Annotated in this window: 15 protein-coding genes and 1 tRNA gene; 8 read left to right on the top strand and 8 right to left on the bottom strand. The window is 65.0% G+C overall.

Annotation, left to right across the window (positions count from 1 at the left end; all coding sequences use genetic code 11):
• Positions 1–32 precede the first annotated feature (32 nt).
• Complete coding sequence (gene thrE, locus CFOUR_RS09405) at positions 33–1,487, bottom strand: threonine/serine exporter ThrE (RefSeq protein WP_085957288.1); 1,455 nt, start codon at positions 1,485–1,487, stop codon at positions 33–35.
• A 66-nt stretch (positions 1,488–1,553) separates the two neighbouring features.
• Here thrE and CFOUR_RS09400 point away from each other — a divergent pair.
• From CFOUR_RS09400 to CFOUR_RS09390, 3 genes are all read left to right on the top strand, one after another.
• Positions 1,554–1,629, top strand: a tRNA-Thr gene (locus CFOUR_RS09400).
• 136 nt (positions 1,630–1,765) lie between these two features.
• Positions 1,766–2,473, top strand: coding sequence for a response regulator transcription factor (locus CFOUR_RS09395; protein ID WP_085957289.1), 708 nt, complete (start codon positions 1,766–1,768; stop codon positions 2,471–2,473).
• A 9-nt stretch (positions 2,474–2,482) separates the two neighbouring features.
• Positions 2,483–3,859: a sensor histidine kinase gene (locus CFOUR_RS09390; RefSeq protein ID WP_085957290.1), complete on the top strand. Its 1,377-nt coding sequence runs from the start codon at positions 2,483–2,485 to the stop codon at positions 3,857–3,859.
• Here CFOUR_RS09390 and CFOUR_RS09385 read toward each other — a convergent pair.
• Positions 3,837–4,271, bottom strand: a complete 435-nt coding sequence (locus CFOUR_RS09385) for an HIT family protein (protein ID WP_101706372.1) — start codon at positions 4,269–4,271, stop codon at positions 3,837–3,839. The genes CFOUR_RS09390 and CFOUR_RS09385 overlap by 23 nt on opposite strands.
• Positions 4,272–4,302: 31 nt before the next feature.
• Between CFOUR_RS09385 and purD the strand changes: the two genes are divergently transcribed.
• Both purD and purB read left to right on the top strand, forming a co-directional pair.
• Entirely contained in the window at positions 4,303–5,550 is a 1,248-nt protein-coding gene (purD, locus tag CFOUR_RS09380; protein ID WP_085957292.1) for a phosphoribosylamine--glycine ligase, read from the top strand.
• Positions 5,550–6,983, top strand: coding sequence for an adenylosuccinate lyase (gene purB / locus CFOUR_RS09375; RefSeq protein WP_085958391.1), 1,434 nt, complete (start codon positions 5,550–5,552; stop codon positions 6,981–6,983). Before purD ends, purB begins: the two co-directional genes overlap by 1 nt.
• Here purB and CFOUR_RS09370 read toward each other — a convergent pair whose 3' ends face one another.
• A complete protein-coding gene (locus CFOUR_RS09370; protein ID WP_143338986.1) occupies positions 6,984–7,511 on the bottom strand; it encodes a hypothetical protein in 528 nt (175 codons plus the stop codon).
• Positions 7,512–7,530: 19 nt separating this feature from the next.
• Here CFOUR_RS09370 and CFOUR_RS09365 point away from each other — a divergent pair, with 19 nt between their 5' ends.
• On the top strand, positions 7,531–8,427 hold the full coding sequence (locus CFOUR_RS09365; protein ID WP_085957294.1) for a phosphoribosylaminoimidazolesuccinocarboxamide synthase: 897 nt from the start codon (positions 7,531–7,533) through the stop codon (positions 8,425–8,427).
• Positions 8,424–10,511, top strand: a complete 2,088-nt coding sequence (locus CFOUR_RS09360; protein ID WP_085957295.1) for a S9 family peptidase — start codon at positions 8,424–8,426, stop codon at positions 10,509–10,511. The genes CFOUR_RS09365 and CFOUR_RS09360 overlap by 4 nt, the downstream gene beginning before the upstream one ends.
• Here the strand turns inward: CFOUR_RS09360 and CFOUR_RS09355 are convergent.
• Positions 10,508–11,983 (bottom strand): DUF222 domain-containing protein, encoded by a 1,476-nt coding sequence (locus CFOUR_RS09355; RefSeq protein ID WP_230471775.1) that lies wholly within the window; start codon positions 11,981–11,983, stop codon positions 10,508–10,510. The genes CFOUR_RS09360 and CFOUR_RS09355 overlap by 4 nt on opposite strands.
• 140 nt (positions 11,984–12,123) lie before the next feature.
• Between CFOUR_RS09355 and CFOUR_RS09350 the strand changes: the two genes are divergently transcribed.
• Positions 12,124–12,798: a DUF2334 domain-containing protein gene (locus CFOUR_RS09350; RefSeq protein ID WP_085957296.1), complete on the top strand. Its 675-nt coding sequence runs from the start codon at positions 12,124–12,126 to the stop codon at positions 12,796–12,798.
• On the opposite strand, the gene CFOUR_RS09345 is transcribed toward CFOUR_RS09350, so the two are convergent.
• The 4 genes from CFOUR_RS09345 to CFOUR_RS09330 all read right to left on the bottom strand — a co-directional run bounded on the left by CFOUR_RS09345 (position 12,795) and on the right by CFOUR_RS09330 (position 19,433).
• Positions 12,795–13,601 carry a metal ABC transporter permease gene (locus tag CFOUR_RS09345; protein ID WP_179154803.1) on the bottom strand — a complete coding sequence of 269 codons (807 nt, stop codon included), beginning with the start codon at positions 13,599–13,601 and terminating at the stop codon, positions 12,795–12,797. The genes CFOUR_RS09350 and CFOUR_RS09345 overlap by 4 nt on opposite strands.
• 8 nt (positions 13,602–13,609) lie before the next feature.
• Positions 13,610–14,281: a metal ABC transporter ATP-binding protein gene (locus CFOUR_RS09340; RefSeq protein WP_085957298.1), complete on the bottom strand. Its 672-nt coding sequence runs from the start codon at positions 14,279–14,281 to the stop codon at positions 13,610–13,612.
• Between the two features lie 11 nt (positions 14,282–14,292).
• Positions 14,293–15,282 carry a metal ABC transporter solute-binding protein, Zn/Mn family gene (locus CFOUR_RS09335; protein WP_085957299.1) on the bottom strand — a complete coding sequence of 330 codons (990 nt, stop codon included), beginning with the start codon at positions 15,280–15,282 and terminating at the stop codon, positions 14,293–14,295.
• An 86-nt stretch (positions 15,283–15,368) separates the two neighbouring features.
• Complete coding sequence (locus tag CFOUR_RS09330; RefSeq protein ID WP_085957300.1) at positions 15,369–19,433, bottom strand: ExeM/NucH family extracellular endonuclease; 4,065 nt, start codon at positions 19,431–19,433, stop codon at positions 15,369–15,371.
• Between the last annotated feature and the right edge of the window lie 257 nt (positions 19,434–19,690).

Here is a 19,690-nt window from a genome sequence, read left to right as displayed (position 1 = left end):
GGCGTCAAGCGGTTCAATCCTACGCGATCAGCTTATCGACGGCGCCGTACCCTTCGCAGCTGCTCGAAGGTGAAGCGACCCGCACGCTTGAACGCCCGGTACGGAACGTACAGCTGCGGCGCACGGATCCGGCGGGCGACCCACTCGCCGAACACCACGCCGGCCGCCAAGGCCATGCAGGTGCCGATGGCGGTAAACAGGTTCATCATGCCCAGCAGCATCTGCTCGTTCATCAGCGCGTACATGCCGCGGTAGATCCAGGAACCGGGCAAAAAGGGCGTCACGCCTGCAACTGCGGTGATCACCGGGTTGATCAGGAACCGGCGGGAAATTAGGCCGCCGACCAAGCCGACCACGATGGCGCAGGCCGCCGTGGCGGAGAGCCTGCCCAGGTTCAGCGGGGCGAGCAGGATGTAGTAGCAGGCAGATCCGAGCGCGGCGGTGAAAAACGACAAGATGATCGCGGCGCGCTCCGCAAAACACGACACCGCGAAGGCCGCGGCCGCCATCCCGCCGCCGATGACTGTGAGCCCCGCGCTGGAATACGCCGCGCTGCCCGGGAGCAGCTCCACCGGGGGAAGCGGCATTCCCACCATTTCGGAGACTGACACGCCGGTAGCCACACCGGCGACGATGCCGCCGGTGTTGAGCATGGCGGAAAAGAAGCGGGCGGAGGCGTTTAAGGGGGAGCCGGTCACGCCGTCGAGAAGCGATTGCACCAACGTCAGCCCCGCAAGCAGGACGATGATGCCCGTCGCAATCAGCTGGCTGGGCACGATGGTGTGGCCGATGGACGCCGAGAAATCGTAGGTGATCGCCGCTGGCACAGTGGCGAGGAAACCGCCGATGACGTTATGGAAAAACCCGGGCAGCCCGCCGCGGGAAAGCAGCTTGCTAAACCCCATGATGAGAAAGGCGGTCAGCCCGCCCACCAGCATCATGAGCAAGTCTCCGCCCAGCAGCATGGCCACGAAGAAACCCATCACCGTCCAGCCCGCGAGATTTCTCGTGTTGCGGTGCGGGATCGGGGAGGTGTCGATGTCGTTGAGGATCTTCTCCGCCATCTCCGGTGGTGTCGCGCCCGAGCGGATGGAGCGGATCAAGCGATCCACCTCCTGGAGCTTGTGGTAGTTCTCGCTGATCATGGTGACCACGCGGAACACGTTGACCGGGGTGCGCTGGCCCACGCCGATGATGGTGTTGAGCGTGATGGTGTTCACCGTGATGGAAACGTGAACGTAGTGCAGGCCGTAGGAGGAGCAGACCGTGTGGATCTGCTTCGCCGCGTCCGCAGACGTCGTCGCGTTGGCGATGAGGATCTCGCCGATGCGCGCGGCGATGTTCATCACCGCCGCCACCTCGGCGGGATCTGCCAAGTTGATGGGCGCGAGGACGGACGGCGGCGGGGAAGTGCGGGCCTCGTCGATGGTTGCCACACGCTGCCGCGAGCCGGAAATCCTCTCCCAAAGTGAGTTACCTTCAGCCACAAGCTCACACTATCGGTTGGCCGGTTATGCCGCAGGTGCGGGGCGTGTGTAAGATTTTGCAGCACTGCTGGAGTGGCGCAATTGGTAGCGCAACGGTCTTGTAAACCGTAGGTTGCGGGTTCAAGTCCCGTCTCCAGCTCCATTTCTTTTCGGGGGAAGTCCGCGAGGGGCGCTCAGCGGACGTACAGGAAACGTGCAGAATGGTCCTGTTTAATCGCTCTATGTTGTAAAGCGGGCTTGTGTCTAGCCCGAAACAAAGTTGAAACGGAGTGCAAGTCATGGCTGAAAACGCGCAAAACCTCAAGGTGCTTGTCGTTGACGACGAACCGAACATCGTGGAGCTGTTAACCGTCTCCCTGAAGTTCCAAGGATTCGAGGTGGAGACTGCCAACTCCGGCCCGGCAGCCATCGAGCTCGCCCGCACCTGGAGGCCCGACGCATACATCCTCGACGTGATGATGCCGGAGATGGACGGCTTCGAGCTGCTGAGCAAGCTGCGCGGCGAAGGTCTGGACGCCCCGGTGCTGTTCCTCACCGCCAAGGACGCGGTGGAAGACCGCATCCACGGCCTGACCATCGGTGCGGACGACTACGTGACCAAGCCGTTCTCCCTTGAGGAGGTGATCACCCGCCTGCGCGTGATCTTGCGCCGCGGAAACGTCACGGAAGACTCCAACGAGGACACCACGCTGCGCTACGCCGACCTCACTCTCAACGACGACACTCACGAGGTGACCAAGGCCGGCGAGATCGTGGAACTGTCGCCCACCGAGTTCAATCTCCTGCGCTACCTCATGCTCAACGCGGAGGTTGTGGTGTCCAAGGCGAAGATCTTGGACAACGTGTGGCACTACGACTTCGGCGGCGACGGCAACGTGGTCGAGTCCTACATCTCCTACCTGCGCCGCAAGGTAGACACTGGCGACGTGCAGCTCATCCACACCGTCCGTGGCGTGGGCTACGTGCTGCGCACCCCACGCCAGTAGGGCGGTTGCATGCCGTATTCGGTTCTCGGTGCGCCGTCGAAAAAGCCGCTCAAGCGCCAGCTTGTCGCGGTGGTGATGATGGTATCCACCCTCGGCATCGCCTTAAGCTCGGTGCTGATCTTTTTTGTCATGCGCTACTTCCTGTTCGACCGCGCGGACGACCAGCTCCGCGAGGGCCTGCACACGTGGGCGCAGCAAACTCCCGCCTGGCAATTCAACGTGTTCAGCCTGCCTAGCGAGTTCAACCAGGCCACGCTCTACCCCGGCCAGGACCAGCTGGTTCCGCGCCGGGGCTCGGTGAATCCGCCGGACTACTCGCAGGTAAAACGGCTGGACCAGCCGACCACGATCACCTCCGTGGAAACGAAAAGCTCCGGCACGAAGTGGCGCGCCATGGCGCACCAGCAGTCCGACGGCACTGTCCAGTACGTGGCCAAGTCGCTGGAGGCTGAGGCGAAGATGCTCCGCGCGCTCGCATGGGTCGAGTCCGCAGTCGGTGTGCTCGCCCTGTTCGGCATCGGCGTGGCCGTGAATTACATGGTCGCCCGGGCGCTTGCGCCGCTGAAGATCGTGGAGAACACCGCACTGGCTATCGCGAACGGCGATACCGACCGGCGTGTGCCCGCATGGTCGCGCGAGACGGAAGTGGGCAGTCTCTCCTACGCCATGAACACCATGGTGTCCAAACTGCAAGACTCCCTGGAAAATGCCCGCACCCAGGAAGAACAGATGCGCCGCTTCGTCGGCGACGCGTCACACGAGTTGCGCACGCCGCTGACCAGCGTGCGCGGCTACACGGAGCTTTACCGCAAGGGCATGGCCGACGACCCGGACATGGTCCTGAGCAAGATCGACGAAGAATCCGCCCGCATGCAGCTCCTCGTCGAGGACCTGCTGGCGCTGACCCGCGCGGAGGGCGCTCGCCTGAACAAGAAGCCGGTAGACGTGCTCGAGTGGGTCCTGTCCGCCAAGAGCAGCGTGGACGCGGCCTTCCCGGACCGCACCGTGGACGTGATCACCGACACCCCGGAGGTGGCTCAGGTGCAAGGCGACCCGGACCGGCTCCACCAAGTGCTGGTGAACCTCATCACCAACGCCTACAAGCACGCCGGCCCGGACGCGGAGGTGACCGTGACCATCCGGCACAACCTCGACCGCGTGGTCATCGACGTCGCCGACGACGGCTGCGGCATGGAGCCCAAGGACGCGGAGCACATCTTCGAGCGGTTCTACCGCGCAGATTCTTCCCGCAACCGCGCCACCGGTGGCTCGGGGCTGGGCTTGGCCATCACCAAATCCCTCATCGAAGCCCACGGCGGCACCGTGAAGGTAGCTACCGCCCCGGGCGAGGGGTCGACGTTTACTATTTCCCTTCCGTCGCTGTAGGCGCTGTAAGCGCTGTAAGTCCGGCGCGGATCTTCTCCGCGGCGGCGTCCATCTTCTCCGGGTCGGTCTCGTCGTGGCGCATCGCGCTGGAGAGGGTGTAGCCGGACATGTCGTTGGCAGGGAAGACGTGGATGTGGGCGTGCGGCACCTCGAAGCCGGCGATGAGGTAGCCGGCGCGCTCCGCGTCGAACTCGTCCACGATGATCTTGCCGATGTTCTGGGCGACCTCGTTCATGTGCGACCACAGCTCAGCCGGGATGTCGGTCCACTTGTCAATCTCTTCCACCGGCACGACCAGGGTGTGGCCGTAGGCGACGGGTTCGATTGTGAGAAACGCGGCGACGGTGTCGTCCTGGTAGACGATGCGGCCCGGGATCTCGCCGGCGATGATCTTGCTGAATACGGTGCTCATGCTCTCCGACGCTACCGGTAAATTGGGGCGCATGCGCATCCTTGTCATCGGTTCGGGCGGCCGCGAACACGCCCTTTTGAATGCAATGCAAGGCCACGAACTCACCGTCGCGCCGGGTAACGCGGGCATGTCCCGCTTGGCGACGGTACGTTCCGTCGACGTCGCCTCCCCGGACGAGATTGTGGTGCTGGCCCGCGACACCGAAGCGGAGCTCGTCGTCATCGGCCCCGAGGTGCCTTTGGTGGCGGGCGCGGCCGACGCGCTGGTTGAGGCGGGTATCCCGGTGTTCGGGCCGACTAAGGCGGCGGCCCAGCTGGAAGGCTCCAAGGCGTTTGCGAAGGACGTCATGGCTGCGGCGGATGTTCTGACCGCTTCCGCGACCCGGGTGGAGGCCGCTGACGCGGTCGACGAAGCGCTGGACGCGTACGGCCCGCGCTACGTGGTCAAGGACGACGGGCTCGCCGGCGGCAAGGGCGTGGTGGTCACCGAGGACCGCGCAGAAGCGAAGGCGCACGCGGAAGCGGTGCTGGCGGCCGGCAACCCCGTGCTGTTCGAATCCTTCTTGGAAGGCCCCGAGGTGTCGTTGTTCTGCCTGGTGGACGGCGAAACGGTCGTGCCGCTGCTGCCGGCGCAGGACCACAAGCGCGCGTACGACAACGACCAGGGGCCGAACACCGGCGGCATGGGCGCCTACGCACCGTTGCCGTGGCTGCCGCAAGACGGCGTGGACCGCATCGTGGACGAGATCGCTCGCCCGGTCGCTGCCGAGATGGTGCGCCGCGGGATCCCGTACCAGGGGCTGCTCTACATCGGTGCCGCGTGGGGGCCGCAGGGGCCGGCCGTCGTGGAGTTCAACGCCCGCTTCGGCGACCCGGAGACGCAAGCGGTGCTTTCTCTGCTGGAAACCCCGCTGGCGGACGTGCTGCTCGCCGTGGCGCAAGGCCACCTGGACTCGGTGGAGCCGCTGCGCTGGCGCGATGGCTTCGCGGCGATGGTGGTGCTGGCGGCGGAGGGTTACCCGCAGGCCGCGAAAACCGGCGGCGTGATCAGCGGCGAGGCGTTGGATGATCCGGCCAAGGTCCTGCACGCGGGCACCGCGTTGGAAGACGGGCAGTACGTCGCTTCCGGCGGCCGCGTGCTCGGCGTGGTGGGCCGCGGCGCGACGCTTGAAGAGGCGGTGGACAACGCCTACGCCGTCATGGACGGCATCGAGCTGCCGGGCGGGTTCTACCGCAAGGACATTGCCCGTCCCGCAATCGAGGGGGCCATCTCCTTATGATGAGTGCCGTGAAGCCGAATAACGCCAACGTTCTCAGTAACCGCTACGCCTCTCCGGAAATGGCCACTCTGTGGGCCCCGGAGCACAAGATCATCCTGGAGCGCCAGCTCTGGATCGCCGTTTTGAAGGCGCAGAAAGAACTCGGTGTCGAGGTGGCCGACGGGGCTATCGAAGACTACGAGAAGGTCATCGACCAGGTGGACCTGGACTCCATCGCAGCCCGGGAGAAGGTCACCCGCCACGACGTGAAGGCGCGCATTGAGGAATTCAACGCGCAGGCGGGCCACGAGGAGATCCACAAGGGGATGACCTCGCGCGACCTCACCGAAAACGTGGAGCAGCTGCAGGTGCGCAAGGCGCTCGAGCTGACCCGCGACAAGGCCGTCGCGCTGCTGAAGGCGGTGGGCAACCGCGCCGGGGAGTACAAGTCGCTGGTGATGGCGGGCCGTTCCCACAACGTGGCTGCGCAGGCGACCACGCTGGGCAAGCGCTTCGCTTCCGCCGCGGACGAAATCCTGGTGGCCGTCGAGCGCATCGAACAGCTGATGTCGCGCTACCCGCTGCGCGGCATCAAGGGCCCGATGGGTACCGCCCAGGACATGCTGGACTTAATGGGCGGCGACGAGGAGAAGCTGACCCGCCTTGAGCGAGGCATCGCGGAAGGCCTCGGCTTCGACCGCGTCTTCGACTCCGTGGGCCAGGTCTACCCGCGCTCCCTCGACTTCGATGTGGTGTCCGCGCTGGTGCAGCTGGGGGCGGGCCCGTCCTCCCTGGCCACCACGATTCGTCTCATGGCGGGCAACGAGACCGTCACCGAGGGCTTCAAGGAAGGACAGGTGGGCTCGTCGGCCATGCCGCACAAGATGAACGCCCGCTCCTGCGAGCGTGTCGGCGGCTTCCAGGTCATCCTCCGCGGCTACCTCACCATGGTGGGGGACCTGGCCGGCCAGCAGTGGAACGAGGGCGACGTGTTCTGTTCCGTGGTGCGCCGCGTGGCGCTGCCGGACGCGTTTTTCGCCATCGACGGCCAGCTGGAGACCATGCTCACCGTGCTGGACGAGTTCGGGGCGTTCCCGGCCATGATCAACCGCGAACTGGATCGCTACCTGCCGTTCTTGGCCACCACGCGCATCCTCATGGCGTCGGTGCGCGCCGGCGTCGGGCGCGAAACCGCGCACGAGGTGATCAAGGAAAACGCTGTCTCCATGGCGTTGGACATGCGCGAGCGCGGCGCGGAGCAGAACCTGGTGGAGCGCTTGGCCGCCGACGAGCGTCTGCCGCTGGACCAGGCCCAGCTGGACGCGGCGCTGGAGGACAAGCACGCCTTCATCGGTGCGGCTGAGTCCCAGGTGGACCGGGTTCTCGTGCGCGTGCAGCAGCTTGTCGACGCGTACCCGGAGGCCGCCGCCTACACCCCGGGCGACATCCTCTAACTACCGCCAGGTCAGGGTGGTGTCGCGGCTCTTCAGCTCGACACCTCTGCCCACGATCCCCGGGTCGGCGCTGCCGGCCCAGGAGGCCACGTAGCCGGTGTAGGTTTTGTTGGCCTTGAGTTCTCCGGTGTAGCCGGTGATGTTCCATTCGCCGCAGTAGTTCGGGTCGGCGACATTGGCCGCGAGGTCGCCGTCGATAGGCGAAAGCTCGGGGAGGGCGACGGTGACGTCGGCGTCGAACTTGCCGATGGCCACGGGGGTGAAGCTGACCGGGAAGCAGACGATGGATTTCGCATGCTCCGCGCTGCGGGGCGCGCGGTTGGTGGTGGGCTTATCCACCGTGACCTCCCATTGCACCGGCACGTGGTAGCGGACATCCTCGGTGACAACTTTGGCGGTCTGCCCGAATTGGAACGAGGCGCCGTTGCGCGAAGGGGTGAAATCCGGCATATCGCCGTCGAACTCCGTAGGTGCAGCGCAGGCGGCCAAAAGGAGGGGCAGGAGGACTGCGGTCGCGCGGTTTTTCACGACGAATATACTAGCGCGCATGCGTCCAGAGCTTTCAGATTACTCGCACATCTCCGGCGGCAAGGTTCGCGAAATTTACGAGGTGGATGAGCAGACCCTACTCATGGTCGCGACCGACCGTATCTCCGCGTTCGACTTCTCGCTCGAGCCGGAGATTCCGGACAAAGGCCGCATCCTCACCGCCACCTCCATGTTCTTCTTCGACCTGCTGTCGGATGTGCCCAACCACCTGGCGGGGCCCATCGACGACGAGCGCATCCCCGAGGACGTCCTCGGCCGCGCCATGGTGGTGAAGAAGCTGGACATGGTGCCCTTCGAGTGCGTCGCCCGCGGTTACCTCACCGGCTCCGGGAAGAAGGAGTACGACGCCACCGGCCGGGTGTGCGGCGTAAGGCTTCCCGAGGGTCTGACCGAGGCGTCCAAGCTGGACGAGCCGATCTTCACCCCCGCCACCAAAGCGGAGCAGGGCGACCACGACATCAACGTCACCTACGAGTACATGGCGGGCAAACTCGGGGCTGACCTGGCGCAGCGCCTGCGTGAAGCGACCCTGACCGTGTACCGTCGCGCCGCCGACTACGCGGAGAGCAAAGGCATCATCCTCGCCGACACGAAGCTCGAGTTCGGGCTCGACGAGCACGGCGAGCTTGTGCTTGCCGACGAAGTGCTCACGCCGGATTCCTCCCGCTACTGGCCCGCAGAGGGCTACGAGGAGGGCCGCAACCAACCCAGCTTTGACAAGCAGTACGTGCGCAACTGGCTCACCAGCCCGAAGTCCGGCTGGGACCAGGAGGAGGGCACCCCGCCGCCGGAGCTGCCGGGTTCTGTCGTGGAAGCGACGCGCGACCGCTACATCGAGGCCTACGAGCGCCTGTCCGGCAAGCGTTTCTCGGAGTGGCCGGGGGAGCACGCATGATCCCACCGGTAGCGGAAAAGCGACCTATTACCCGCTCGTTCCACGGCCGTGAGTTCGTGGACGACTACGAGTGGCTGCGCGACAAAGAAAACCCTGAGGTCATCGCGCACCTCGAGGCGGAAAACGCTTACACGGAGTCGAAGACGGCCGGGTGGTCCGGCCTCGTCGACGACGTCTACGGCGAGATCAAGTCCCGCGTCAAAGAGACCGACATGTCCGTGCCCCAGCGCCAGGGCGACTGGTGGTACTACGCCCGCACCGTAGAGGGCAAGGACTACGCCATCTCCTGCCGCGTGCCCACCGCCGACGAGCCGTGGAGCCCACCTGAGATCGCCGACGAGATGCCTGGTGAGCAGGTGCTCCTCGATGTCAACGAGCTGGCGCAGGGCCACGAGTTCTTCTCTCTCGGCGCGTCTTCCGTGTCCACCTCCGGCCGGTTGCTCGCCTACTCCTTCGACACCGCCGGCGACGAGCGCTTCACCATGCGCATCAAGAACTTGGACACAGGTGAGCTGCTCGACGACCAGCTCGACGAGGTCTTCTACGGCGCGCTTTGGGCCGGCGAGGATTACGTGTTCTACCTCCGCGTCGACGATGCGTGGCGCCCCCACCAGGTGTGGCGCCACAAGGTGGGCACCGACGCCGCCGAGGACGTGCTGGTCTACGAGGAAGCGGATGAGAAGTTCGGCATCGGCATCGGCGCGGACCGCGCGGAGCGCTACCTGTTCATCTTGTCGTCGTCTTCTCTGACATCCGAGTACCGCGTGGTGCCGCTGGCAGAGCCCACCCGCGAACCGCAGGTGATGTGGGAGCGCGAGGCCGGGCTGGAATACAGCGTCAACCTTGCGGTCGTCGGCGGCGAAGAGCAGTGGGTGGTCACGCACAACGCCCACGGGCCGAACTTCTGCTTGGCGACGGTTCCTGTCGGCACCTACCCGCCCCTGAAGCAACTCGACGTGCTGGTGGAGCATTCTGACACAGTGCGCATCGAGGGGGTGGACACCTACCGCGATTTCGCTTTCATGGCGTACCGGCGCGGCGGCATCTCCCGCCTCGCGGTCGCGCCGCTGGGCGAGCGCTTCGGCGAGTTCACCGAGCTGGAGTTCTCGGAGGAGCTCTACACCGTCGGCCTCGGCGGCAATCCCGAGTGGGATGCGCCGGTCGTGCGCGTGGTCTACTCCTCCTACACCCAACCCACGCAGGTGCTGGACTACGAGGTAGCAACCGGTGAGATGACCCTGCTGAAGGAGCAGGAGGTCGAGGGCGGCTACGACGCGGCCGAGTATGAGGCGTTCCGTGTGTGGGCCACTGCCCCGGACGGTGAGCAGGTGCCGGTTTCGGTGGTGCGCCGCAAGGACGCGCAAATGCCTGCGCCAGCGCTGTTGTACGGCTACGGCTCCTACGAGGCATCCATGGATCCCGGGTTCTCCGTGGCGCGGTTGAGCTTGCTTGACCGCGGCATGGTGTGGGCGTGCGCGCATGTTCGCGGCGGCGGCGAGATGGGCCGCGGGTGGTACGACAACGGCAAGATGCTGCACAAGACGAACACGTTCACCGACTTTGTGGCGTGCGCGGACCGCATTGTGGAGCTCGGGCTGACCACCCATGAGCAGTTGGTCGCAGAGGGCGGTTCCGCCGGTGGCCTGCTGATGGGCGCGGTGGCGAACATGGCGCCGGAGAAGTTTGCCGGTATCCAAGCGATTGTGCCGTTTGTGGACCCGTTGACGTCCATTTTGAAGCCGGAGCTGCCGTTGACGGTCGGGGAGTGGGAGGAATGGGGCGACCCGTACCACGACCCGCAGGTGTACGACTACATGGCCAAGTACGCCCCTTACGAGAATGTCACGGCGCAGAAGTATCCGGACATTTTGGCAGTGACGAGCTTGAACGACACGCGCGTGCTGTACGTCGAGCCCGCAAAGTGGGTGGCGAAGTTGCGCGAGGTGGCGACCGGCGGCGAGATCTTGCTGAAAACTGAGATGTCCGCGGGGCATGGCGGCGTGTCCGGCCGCTACGCGAGGTGGAAGCAGACGGCGTTCGAGTACGCGTGGACGCTGGTGAAATCCGGCGCGGTAGAGGCCTAGCCGTCCGGGTCGAATAGTGCGGGGTCCTGCGGCCGGTTGCGGTCGCCGCCGTGGCGTGAGCGCGCCTTGTGCGCGACCCTTTGGCCGGGGGAGTTCCTGTACTGGTAGGTACTGGTGTGCCGCGGCGGGTCCCCGTTTGCGGGGTAGTAGTGCACGTCCCCGTTGGCGGGGTCGCGGTCGAAGTACCCCTTGTTTCCTGCCCCGTCTTTGTGGTCGTTGTTGCACATGTGGTGCTCGCGGCACAGCAGCACGAGGTTTTCGATGCTTGTGAGGCCGCCGCTGAGGTAGGACTCGAGGTGGTGGGCCTCAAGCTCCACACCGGGTTTGGTGCAGCCGTTCCAGGCGCACACGCTCTGCATGGCAAGCAGCACCATTTTTTGTTCCACAGATGCGAGTCGGGTGCGGCCGAGCGACAGGGGAACACCCGTGGCCGAGTCGAGCTGGAGGACGAAGCTGTCCCCGGCGAGACCCAGACGCACGACGTCTAAGGGGGTGAGCGAGACCGAGGTGTTGGTGGTGAACTCGGTGTATTCGTCCGCGCCCATGAGGTCCTCGAGCGTGAGGGTGAGCACTACCGTGCCCGCGCCTCCACGGGCCTTGGCCGTAGCGTCGCCGTAGCGGTCCAGCACGTTCATCAGCTGGTCGAACCGGCGCTGGTGTTTCAGGCGCTTGTCCCGATCCGCGGCGTCGTCGCCCTCCATGTTGGAGCCGCGGTGGTCGCCGGCGGCGAGGCAGGCCTCCAGCTTCGCGCGCGAGGCCGCATCGAGGTAGACCTTGGCGTGGGAGCCACCGTCTGCGTCCGGCTCGCCGAGCCAGATGCCGCGCTTTTTCCACGCGGCGAGGGGGTCTTTCTTCCCGTTGTAGTCGCGTCCTCGTTTGTTGGCGCGCTTGACCAGGTCGCGCACGAATTTCCGGAGCTCTTCGGCGGTGTGTTGTTCGGCTGCTTCCAGCGCTTGGGCGAGGAGCTCTTCGTATCCGGGGTCGGCGTGCTCGTTGAGGTGTTTGAGCTCGTTGGTGATGATGCGCTTCTTTTCAGCGTTTGCCTGTTGCGCCGCCTTGCGTGCGCGTTCCTGGGCCTCGCGTGCTGCTTTGCGGCGCGCTTGCGCTTCCCGCTCCTTGCACTCCCGTTCGGCTTCATCTTCGCTGTCGTCCGGCTGCGGTACTTCGGGTTCGCCGAAGAGACGCTTTCCCTGCTCCAGCAGCGAAAACGCTTCACGCCGTGAAAGGCCCAGGCTGCGGGTGAGGTATTCGACAGGGTGGTTTGCTCCGACGAGAGCGCCGGCGCCGTCGCGGTCGCACAGGAACGCGAATGCGGTGTCCGCGTTGGACAGCAGCGGCAGGCAGGCATGGAGGCGCTCCATGGGGATGTGGGTGGATGCGAAGTGGAGCGAGTCCGGATCCTGCATGACCTCGGCCAGGCTTCGGAGCCCGGCGACGATTTGGTTGACCGCCTGGTCAAGTGTCGCACTCATGTGGAGCACCTCCCTTCTTTTTCATACACCTCCGGACAATAGAACCCGCTCCGACACGAGCCGCTACAAAATAGAACGCATGTGCGAACAGGTGAAACTTCACCCGGCACGCCCCTGCGCTCTGTGCGATAATTTCCCTCATGCCAGGGCGCGTGCTTGTTTCAATCTCCTCGATCTTCGACGCGACGCTGGGGGACGTCACAGCCATGGTGCGCCAACTCGATCGCGAGGGGCTTCCGGTGTCCCTGCTGGTCGCCCCGCACATCGACAAGAAGTGGCACCTGGCGAAGGACGAAGGTACCCGCGCCTGGCTCACCGATCAGGCCGGTCAGCGCGCGCTGATGCTCAACGGTTTCGACCAGCCGGTGCAGGGTCGCCGCAGCGAGTTTGCGAGCCTGGGCGCCCATGAAGCCCGGTTGCGGCTGAAAGGGGCGACCCGCCAGATGTCGGCGCTGGGGTTCGAGCTGGACATGTTCGCGCCCCCGCGGTGGCGCATGTCGGACGGCACGCTCGAAGTGTTGGATGAGTTCGGCTTCACCGTCGCCGCGTCGACCAAGGGCATCTACCGCTTGAGCAAGGGTGAGTTTGCGCAGGCCCGCAACCTCTCTGTGGGTGAGGGCTACGGTGCGGCGAAATGGTGGCGCCGCAACGTGATCAAGGCAGCGCAGCGCGGTGCGGAGAAGGGCAACACGATCCGCTTGTCCGTCTCCGGGCGCGAGCTGGGGCAGAAGAAGGTGCGCCGGGACTTTCTCGCCGCGGCGGCCGCGGCGGTGGAGGCAGGGGCAACGCCGACGGACTACCGGGAGTACCGCTAGCCGCGCACCCGGCCAATTATCCGGCACACCAGGTAGATCCCGAACGAGAGAAAGGCGACGAACACGCTCACCGGCAGTCCCGGGGCGAGGGATAACACCATGCCGCCTACCGCGGCGACCTCCGCGAACACGATGGACAGCACCACGGCGAGTCGGGGGTTCGCCGTCACCTGCGCCGCGGCCGCACCCGGGGTGATCAAAAGCGACATCACCAGTAGCGCGCCGACGATCTGCACGGACTGGGCTGAGGCAATACCTACGAGCACCGCGAACACCAGCGCCATGCTGCGCACCGGCACCCCGCACGCGGCGGCCATCACCGGGTCCGCGGAGGAAAACAGCAGTGGCCGCCACAAAACCAGCACCGCGCTGGCTACGAGCACGGTTGTGCCTGCCAGCAGCGCGACGTTTTGCGCGGACACACCCACGATCTGCCCTGTCAGCAGTGACAGTGCCCGGTTGGAATTGCCCGGATAGAGGTGAATGAACAGCACGGACAGCGCCATGCCAAAGCTCATGGCCACACCCACGGCGGAGTCTTGCTGTCCTTTCAACCCCAGCGCCGCCAGCACGAGTGCGGCGACCACGGCCCCGGCCACCGCGCCGAAGCCGACGTTGAGCCCGAACAACAGGGCGGCGGAGGCGCCCATGAGCGCGAGTTCCGAGGTTGCGTGGACGGAAAAGGACATTTGGCGCAGCACGATCAGTGGCGCCATCACGCCGGACAGGATGCCGAGCAGCGCGCACGCTACCAGCGTCGTCTGCACGAAGCCTTGGCTGAGCAGGTACGACGTGTCTGCCATAAATGTGCTCACAGGACCACCATCCGCCCGTCTACTTCGACTACGTCCACACGTGTGCCGTAGAGCTCGCTGAGCACCTCAGAGCGCATCACTTCGTGCACTGGGCCCACCACGTGCCCCTCCGGGCCGAGGTAGAGCACCCGGTCAACCACCGCGAGCACCGGGTTGATCGAGTGCGTCACGCACACCACCGCAGCCGGGTGCTCGTGCAAGCGCTGCACGGTATCGCGCGCTCGGGCGGGGTCGAGGGAGAGCAGGGGCTCGTCGCAAAGCAAAAGCTCAGGCGACTGCGCGAAGGCCTGTGCCTGGCGGATCAGCTGCTGCTGGCCGCCGGAGAGTACCCCCACGCGGCGCTCGGAAAACGGTTGTGCGCCCACGGCAGCGAGTTGCTTGTCGACGTCCTCCGGTCTCGCCCCCTTTCCCATCGCCAACGCAACGAGGTCGCGGCCCCGCACTGGCAAATCTTTCGGGAACATGTGCTGCTGCGGAATGAACCCGATCGGTCCGTGGACTTTCGCCGTGCCGGAGGTGAGCTTGCGCGTGCCCATCAGCGTGCCGAGCAGGGTGGATTTGCCCACCCCGTTCGGGCCGAGAATAGCGATGAACTCGCCGGGCTCGACGGTGAGGTTGAGGTCGCTCCAAAGGGGTGCGACGGCGGCGCCGCGAAGCTCAGCGATCAAATTGACGTGTCCTAGTGCTCGTGGGTGTCCTCGTGGCCGTGCTCACTCGGCTCGGTGTGGGCCGCGATGTCTGCGATCTGGTCCACGATCTGCTCGAAGTAGTCCAGGAAGTCCTGGCCGGCCGGGGGAGTCTCCCGGATTTCAACAATGGGAACATTATGCGCCTTCGCCGCATCCGCCAACCGCTGCGTTGCGCTGTTGGTGCTTTGGGGGTTGACAAAGAGCATGTCCAGCTCGCCGTTTTCAATCTGCTCCAAGAACGCGGCGACCGCAGCCGCCGACGGCTCCTGGCGGTTCAAGCTGGCCTTGACGTACTCCTCCGGCGTGATGTCGTGAATCTCGGTACCCCACACCAGTCCCGCCGCAATCGTCTCAGTCATGCCGATGTGAACGTGCGGCACCGCGCCGAGCTTGTCTTCGATAGCGCTGATTCGCTTATCGACGCCTTCGGCACTGCCCCCAGTCTTTTCCGCAACATCGTCGGCCACCTGGCGCACCTTCGCCGGCGCGAACCAGGCGTGCTCGAGCTCGTCGAGCGAGTTCGGCAGGTGAGCGTGCTCGTGGCTGTGCTCATGGTCGTGCTCACCGTGCTCGTGGGCGTGGCTGTGTTCCTCCGCCTCTTCAGCGTCGATCAACGGGATGGCGTGGATGATGCGGTCCTGCTCCGCGACGGTGTACAGCGCCGCGTCGTACGCACCACCGTTGGCTACGACCGTGTCGGCGTCTGTGACGCGCGCAAGGTCCTTGGCGCTGGGCTCGTAGTGGTGCGGGTCCACGGCATCGCCAGTGATGATCGCGTCCACGTCTTCGCCCGTGACCGCGGAGGCCACGTCCGCCCACACGCCCGTGGTGGCGATGATCTTGGCAGCATCGGCGCTGACCGTGGCCTCCGTGTTCTCCGCATTTTCTGCAGTCTCGGAAGAGCAGGCGGTCAACGATGCGCCGACCAGAGTCGTTGCCGCAATTGCGGCGATAGGGGTGAAGTGAAAACGATTTCGCATAAGGGATATAAAACCATTACCGGAAACTGTTTTCAATGTGTGAAGCCCCGCCTCGGATGTCTGAGACGGGGCTGCGCAGGTGGGGGTTACTTGGACGAACCGCCCTCAGAGGAGCACACGCTCGCCAGGGTTGCGATGGCTGCGAGGGCCAGTGCGACTCCGGCCGCGCCGCCCGCTACCTCAGCGGGGACCGGCAGCTGGGTAGCAACCTTGTCGATCTGCTCCTTCGCCGGAGCCAGCGCCGGGATGTCCATGGTCGCGGCCAGGCCAAGCGGCACCAGGGCTAGCAGCGGCAGGGCCATGAGGCCCGCAGCCGGCAGGCAGCGGTCGCTGACGCTGGAGCCCTCGCCGGCCGGCGCGTTGGCGCCGTCTGCGCCCTTCTCGCCGTCCTTGCCCGGCTTGCCGTCTTGGCCATCCTTGCCGTCAGCGCCCACGACACGGCCCAGGTTCTGGGTCTCGCCGTCGGTGTAGGTGGCAATCAGCTCGCCGTCCTCGTTGACCTCCAGGTTCGCGATGCCGCGGCCGTTCTCGCCGTCGGTTGCGTCACCGGTGACCTTGCCCAGGTCCACAGTCTCGCCGTCGGAGTAGGTGACCATCAGGTGGCCTTCGTCGTTGACCTCAAAGGCCTTCACGCCACGGCCGTTCTTGCCGTCGACGCCGTTCTTGCCTGCGGCGCCGGTGTCGCCCTTGTCGCCCTTCGGGCCTTGCTCGCCGTCCTTGCCGTCAACGCCGTTCTTGCCGTCGACGCCGTTCTTGCCTGCGGCGCCGGTGTCGCCCTTGTCGCCCTTCGGGCCTTGCTCGCCGTCCTTGCCGTCAACGCCGTTCTTGCCGTCAACGCCGTTCTTGCCGTCGACGCCGTTCTTGCCTGCGGCGCCGGTGTCGCCCTTGTCGCCCTTCGGGCCCTGCTCGCCGTCCTTGCCGTCAACGCCGTTCTTGCCGTCGATACCGTTCTTGCCTGCGGCGCCGGTGTCGCCCTTGTCGCCCTTGTCGCCCTTCGGGCCCTGCTCGCCGTCCTTGCCGGCGGCGCCGGTGTCACCCTTGTCGCCCTTGTCGCCCTTCGGGCCCTGCTCGCCGTCCTTGCCGGCGGCGCCGTCTTTGCCGTCAACGCCGTTCTTGCCGTCCTTGCCGGCGGCGCCGGTGTCACCCTTGTCGCCCTTGTCGCCCTTGTCGCCCTTGTCGCCCTTGTCGCCCTTCGGGCCCTGCTCGCCGTCTTTGCCGGCGGCGCCGTTCTTGCCGTCCTTGCCTGCGGCGCCGTCTTTGCCGTCCTTGCCGTCCTTGCCGTCTTGGCCGTCGGCCCCCTTGACCTCGCCGAGGTTTTCAGTGTCACCGTTGTCGTAGGTGACGACGAGTTCACCAGCGTCGTTGATTTCTGCCTTAACGATGTAGCGCGGCTTCTCCTCTTCAGCCTTCGGCTTCACGTTCACGACGACCTTTACGTGGTCCACGGATTCGTCCGGGTAGGTGACGGTGATCTCACCTTCCTGGGCGTCGCCAACGGTGTCGGTCTTCGTAGGCTTGGTCCACTCGAACTTCGTGCCTTCCGGCAGCTGGTCGGCGTCCTTCACCGTGGTCTTTGCGTCTGGTAGAGCATCGCCTTGGGTGACTGTGACGGCCTCACTTGCCTCCGGAGCGAACTTGTCGGCGTCCTTCTCCTGCGACGTGGTGGCGAATCCGACCTTCACAGGGTCGTGGTCGGAGGAGCGGAACGGGTTGCCGTAGCCGTAAAGCCGATCTGCGCCCTCGCCGAAGAAGTCCTGGACGTTGTAGTTACGTCGCGAGTATTCGAAAGCCGCCGACTCATCGCCGTTGATGTTCCAAACAACAGAGTCCTGCACCAACTCCATCGCCGCTGCATTTGCGAGCACGTGGTCGAGGGTGCCCAACTGGCCGCCGAACTGGTACGACGCCTGGTCGAAATCCTTCTCAGATTCGACAATGTTGAAGCCACCGTTGACCAGTGCGGTAATTGCGTCTTCCTTGGTGTACGCGTTGAAGTCGCCAACGAGGAAGGTTGGAAGATCGGCCCACTGGGACTGGGAACCGAGGTGCTTGAGCAGCGCCTCGGACTGTGCATTGCGCAGGTTGGCATTGTTGCCCTGGCCGTCACCGGTGTCTTTGTCGTCCTTCGCCACCGAGCCCTTGGACTTGTAGTGGTTGACCACTGCGACGAAGTTCTTGTCCTGATCGTTGCCAACGGTGTCGAACTCCTGCGCCAGCGGCTGGCGTGCAGTGCCGGTGAATGCGTCGTCGTCGAAGATAATCGACTCGCCAACCGGCTTTACCTTTGCAGGCTGGTAGATGAAGCCGACGCGGATGACATCCTCGTCTGAGCCAAGCTTCTGCGGGGACTTGACCAGATCCCACTTACCCGGCTCCTTTGCATTGAGGGCATCCACCAGGTTCTGCAGGGCTTCATCGCGCCGTTTAACGTCGCCGGACACGGAGGCGGTGTTCTCAATCTCGGACAGGCCCAGAACATTCGCATCCAGCTTGTTAATGGCGGTGACGATTTTGGCCTGCTGGTCCTGGAAAGCATCCTGCGAGAAAGCACCGCGCACCGTGCACTTGTTCGCTGCAACCGGGGCGCCGTAAATGTCGTTGAACGCCTTACAGCCAGAGACGTCCTTGCCGAGCGTGGAGAAGTAGTTCAGGACATTGAAGAAGCCGATCGAGTAGTCGCCGGCGACGTTGTCGATGTCGTCGTACGCGCCAGCGCGCGAGTCTTCCCAGGAGATGGGCAGTTCTTCCTCTGCATTCTTGCCGGTGATCGGCTGCAGCGGCTGGAAACGCCACTGGTCGAAGGAGTAGTCGACCACAACGTCAGTCTGGAACTGCACCTGGTCACCGGTGCGGATGGACTTGATGCCCTTATCCGAGGTGACGAGGTACGGCAGCGGCGTGTTCTTGTCGGTGCGGAAGTAGTTGGCGGTGCGGCCGTCGTCCAGGTAGACAACCTCAGCGTCCTGCTCCGCCTGCAGCTGGTTCGCCGGCGCGCCGGGAGCAACCACGTCGGTCGGGGTGCGGTGCGCGCGGGTGCCCGGTGCCAGGCCCAGGTCGCCGGTGTTGTTCAGGGTGTAGTTGTTGGTCACCGTGTACGGACCCTTCGGGCGCACCAGCATGCCCTCGTACGGCTCGCGGGCCTCATCGCCGGAGGGGAGGGTGTCGATCTCCACGGCCTTCGGGGCCGCAAGTGCTTCCGTGAGTCTCTCAATGGCGGATGCGGTGATCTGCGTCTGGCTGTAGTACTCGCTCACTTTGCCGCTCACGCGGATCGAATCGCCGCGCATCGGGTAATCGGTGCGCGTACCCATGTAGATGAAGATGCCGTCGGACGCGTCGCCCGGCTTCTTCACGGTGCCGGTGCCGGCGGCCTGCAGGAAGAAGCCCTTCTTGCCTCCCTCGTCATACACCGCCGTGACGACGCCTTCGGTGGTTACCGTCTGGCCCTCCAACGGCGAAGTTGCGCCGGTGCCCTGGATGTCGGCGATCGGGGTAGTTGCATCGGGCTGCGGCTGTTCGGGCTGGGGGGTGCCCGGCTGCTCGGTCGGTGCCGGCTCGGTCGAGTCGTTGCCGGAGTTCTGCGGTGTCGGTGCAGCAGCTTCGAAATCCTTGGCGTTGTTGTCGGTGTCGACGCCGGCTGTCTTGCGCTGGATCGACGTGGAGTTAGAGGTGGCGGCGGCGGCGCTGCCCTCGGGCTTGGCCGCGGAGCCCCAGCCGACGCGGTCGACCTCGGCATCGCCGTTGAGCAGCACTGCGATAGCGCTCTTAGCGCCGAAGTCCATTCCGTCGTTTGTGACGTCCGGGGCGGGCAGGTCTCCCGTCGTGTTGCCGCCTGCCTGCCCCTGGATGAGGTAGTACCCGCCAGCGGGAACGATGCCCGACAGTGTGGTTCGCGATCCGGAGTTGCCGGATTTTGACTGCTGGTCGAGCACCCAGCCGGTGATGTCAATGTCCTTGTCGGTCGGGTTGTACAGCTCCACGAAGTCGTTGGAAAAGACAGAGCCGGAGTTGCCTCCGCCGCCGTAGACCTCATTGATGACGACGTTGGTGCCGTCAATGGCTGCAGATGCAGTCGGTGCGACGACCGAAACGGTGCCTGCGGCCAACGCGATTGCGAACGCGGCGCCGAGGCTCTTGCGAGAAGTTGCCATGGGGGACCTCTTGAAAAACTGAAAGGGAAAAGCTGGAAAGCAGTAAGAAACTAACCCTGCTTTTCAGGTCGCGCATGGCGAGATGACAGGTTTTCCCAAGATTTAAGGTGTTGTTCACCTGCTGGTCCCGAAGGTGACGTCGTCAAGCAAAGAATGCCAATTGTGCTGGCTAGTAAGGGTTTCGAGCCGTGTCGGGGCGTCCGATATACTGGCGCGCGTACCGTAAAGGTCCATCAACCTCCCGAAACGTGAAGGAT

The organism is Corynebacterium fournieri (assembly GCF_030408775.1).
Lineage (GTDB): Bacteria > Actinomycetota > Actinomycetes > Mycobacteriales > Mycobacteriaceae > Corynebacterium > Corynebacterium fournieri.
Note: the sequence above shows the minus strand (reverse complement) of the source record. Positions and strands in the feature narration are given on the sequence as shown.